Source organism: Amycolatopsis sp. NPDC104863, assembly GCF_055582965.1.
This window is the reverse complement of sequence record NZ_JBVJOW010000016.1, coordinates 1-2,730: the sequence shown is the minus strand read 5'-3', so window position 1 is coordinate 2,730 and position 2,730 is coordinate 1. Positions and strand designations below refer to the sequence as shown.

Annotated in this window: 5 protein-coding genes; 4 read left to right on the top strand and 1 reads right to left on the bottom strand. The window is 72.4% G+C overall.

All coding sequences use genetic code 11. The features are described 5' to 3' along the window. The first annotated feature begins 112 nt into the window (after positions 1 to 112). The 4 genes from ACZ63J_RS47070 (at position 113) to ACZ63J_RS47055 (ending at position 2,545) form a co-directional block, all read left to right on the top strand. Positions 113 to 400 carry a Sec-independent protein translocase family protein gene (locus ACZ63J_RS47070; protein ID WP_465409005.1) on the top strand — a complete coding sequence of 96 codons (288 nt, stop codon included), beginning with the start codon at positions 113 to 115 and terminating at the stop codon, positions 398 to 400. A 21-nt stretch (positions 401 to 421) separates the two neighbouring features. Further along, entirely contained in the window at positions 422 to 718 is a 297-nt protein-coding gene (locus tag ACZ63J_RS47065; protein WP_465409003.1) for a putative quinol monooxygenase, read from the top strand. Between the two features lie 76 nt (positions 719 to 794). Beyond that, positions 795 to 1,328 (top strand): sigma-70 family RNA polymerase sigma factor, encoded by a 534-nt coding sequence (locus ACZ63J_RS47060; RefSeq protein WP_465409001.1) that lies wholly within the window; start codon positions 795 to 797, stop codon positions 1,326 to 1,328. Beyond that, entirely contained in the window at positions 1,325 to 2,545 is a 1,221-nt protein-coding gene (locus ACZ63J_RS47055; protein ID WP_465408999.1) for a hypothetical protein, read from the top strand. The genes ACZ63J_RS47060 and ACZ63J_RS47055 overlap by 4 nt, the downstream gene beginning before the upstream one ends. A gap of 69 nt (positions 2,546 to 2,614) precedes the next feature. Here ACZ63J_RS47055 and ACZ63J_RS47050 read toward each other — a convergent pair. Further along, positions 2,615 to 2,730 (bottom strand): fasciclin domain-containing protein (locus ACZ63J_RS47050; protein ID WP_465439968.1); only part of this gene is annotated, 116 nt, incomplete at its 5' end.

Sequence of the window (2,730 nt, the reverse complement as noted above, 5' to 3'; positions counted from 1 at the left end):
CCCCCCCCCCCCCCCCCCCCCCCCCCCCCCCCCCCCCCCCCCCCCCCCCCCCCCCCCCCCCCCCCCCCCCCCCCCCCCCCCCCCCCCCCACCCCCGTGACCGGAGGAGCACGATGCTCGGACTCAGCCCGGAACGCTTGCCCGGCGCCGTCGCGACCGTGCGCAAGACGGCGCAGAAGGCCAAGGACGCCCTCGCGAACGCCCACGAGCAGATCAGCAGCGAGATCGGCCCCGAGTTCGAGCAGTTGCGCAAACCACTCGGCGAGCTCAACCAGCTCCGCACTTGGGATCCCCGCACCGCCCTGACGCGGTTCGTGCTGGAGCCATCGCCGGTCGAACCGCCCACCCCGCAGCCGTCGCCGACCGGGCGGGTGGCCGGAGTGGACATGGAAGCCACCTGACGAACAACCGAAGGGACCACAATGACCGTCGACCGTGGACTTCTCGCGACCCTCAAAGCCAAGCCCGGCAAGGGCGACGAGCTCGCCGCGTTCCTCGAGCAGGGTCGCGCGCTCGCCGCCGCCGAGACCGGGACCGTCACCTGGTACGCGTTCAAGATCGACGACACCACCTACGGCATCTTCGACACCTTCGAGACCGAAGAAGCCCGCCAGGCTCACCTGAATGGGCAGATCCCGGTCGCGCTCGGACAGGTTGCCGAAGACCTGCTCGCGGCCGACCCGGACATCCGCCCGGTGGACGTCATCGCGCTGACGTGACCGTCGCTCCTCGGCGAAGCAACCTTTCGGCACCTCCACCGGCTCTGTAGTGGGTGTCAAGGTCGAGAGGGGCCGGATGGTGCCGAGGACGGACAAGCGGTTCGAGGTGTTCGTCGAGCAGCACTACGGCGAGCTGCTGCGCTACGCGATGGTGCTGACCGGCAACCGGGACGAGGCCGGTGATGTCGTGCACGACACCCTGCTGAAGCTGGTCCGGCACGTGGGACGCGGCGACATCGAGCACCTCGGCGCCTACGCCCGCCGAACGCTGTTCCGGGTCTTCCTGCGCCACCGCGACCGCACCCGCCGGGAACCGCCGGTCGCCGAGATCGGCGCGCCCCAGGCCGGCGCCGACGCCACGGAGGCGTGGGACGGGCGCAGCGACATGCTGACGCTCCTCTTGCGGCTGCCGCCCCGGACGCGAGCCGTGCTCGCCGCCCGGTTCTACCTCGACCTCGGCGAAGCGGACACCGCGCGGCTGCTCGGCTGCGGTACCGGCACGGTCAAGTCGACGACCTCGCGTGGCCTGCAGCGGCTACGCGAGCTGTGGGAAGCCGAATCACGGTCCCCGCAGACCCCGCCGACGCCCACTTCGAAGGGACGACGATGAACCAGCACCCACCGGACTTCGCCACGCTCCTGCGCGACGAGCTCGCCGCCGTTCCCCCGCCCCGTCCGGCGGCCGGCGAGGCCGCCTCGGTCGCGCATCGGGTGCTGCAGACTCGGGCACGACGACGGCGGCGGACCGTGACGGGAGTCGCGGTGGCCGCAGTCGTCGTGGCCGGCGGTGGCGCCGCGCTCGCAACGGCCTCCGGCGGTGATGAAGCCCTGGCCCAGCCGGTGGCCGTGACCCAGTGGCCGGCGCGAGGCCCACTCGCCGGGGACACCGCACTGGTCGACCGGGCGAAGCTGGCTTGGGCGAACGCCAGCCCGGCCGAGGCTCCCGGATCGGAAGCCGCCGTGCTCTACGCCGGGCCGCTCGGCGCGCAGAACACGACGCTGGTCGTCCTGCGCCGTGACGACGCGGCTGGAAGGACGTCGCTGGGCTTCATGACCACGCCGTCGACCACCGGCGCGACGCTGATGGTGCGGGCCCAGGTGACCGTCCCGACCGATGTGCCCGCCCCGGCGGCTTACGGCTTCGTCGTCTCCAGACCTGCGCCCGAGGACCAGATCCCGGCCAGCTGGGCGGTCGCCCTCGTCGCGCCGGGCATGCCCGCCGCCCGGTCCAGCACCAGCGCCGTCGAGCAAGAGATCGCCGGCACCGCCGGCTCGCCCCTCAACGGTTTGCTCACCGTGGACCTGCCGCCACAGGCAGCCTCGTGGAACACCGAGCTAGCGTTCGGCGACCGCGGAGAACGGGGCATCGCCGCCCTGGCCGCGGCAGCCGACGACCCGGCCACCCGTGCCGTCACCGCGACTCCGGGTCTCGACGGCACCTTCACCGTCACCGGCGCGGCGGACGCACAACCGGGCGACCTGCTCACGCTCCACGACGGCCTGATCGGCGTCGTGACCAGCGGCGGCCCCACCGCTTCGGCCGGCACAGACCTGACGACGCTGCGGACATCCGGGCTGAGTGCCCGGACCGTGACCACCGATCGCCCGGTCGGCCTCGCCGCCGGCCCCGGCAAGGAGACCACGCTCACCGCCGGCCCCGGCGTGCTGCGCGAGGGCGACCGCATCGTCGCCGATGGGTTCCCCGGCACCGCGGCGGTCATCAACCTCGGCACCGCCCACCTGACCTCGGACGGCGCCTGGATCCTGCGGCGGGACATGTGGTTCCCGGTCACTCCTACCCAGGCCACTCTGATCCGGCACCCATGAATGGGCTGCGGAATCGGGGCGCTGCTGGTGTTGTTCTTCGGCGGTATGCAGATGCTCGCGTGACCGGTGTTATTTGTTGGTGCCGGGGGACAGCATCTTGTCGATGACGAAGACGGTCGCGTTTTTGGTGGGGATGTTGCCGCACAGGATCTTCGCGCCGTTGATCGTCATGGTCACGCCCGAGC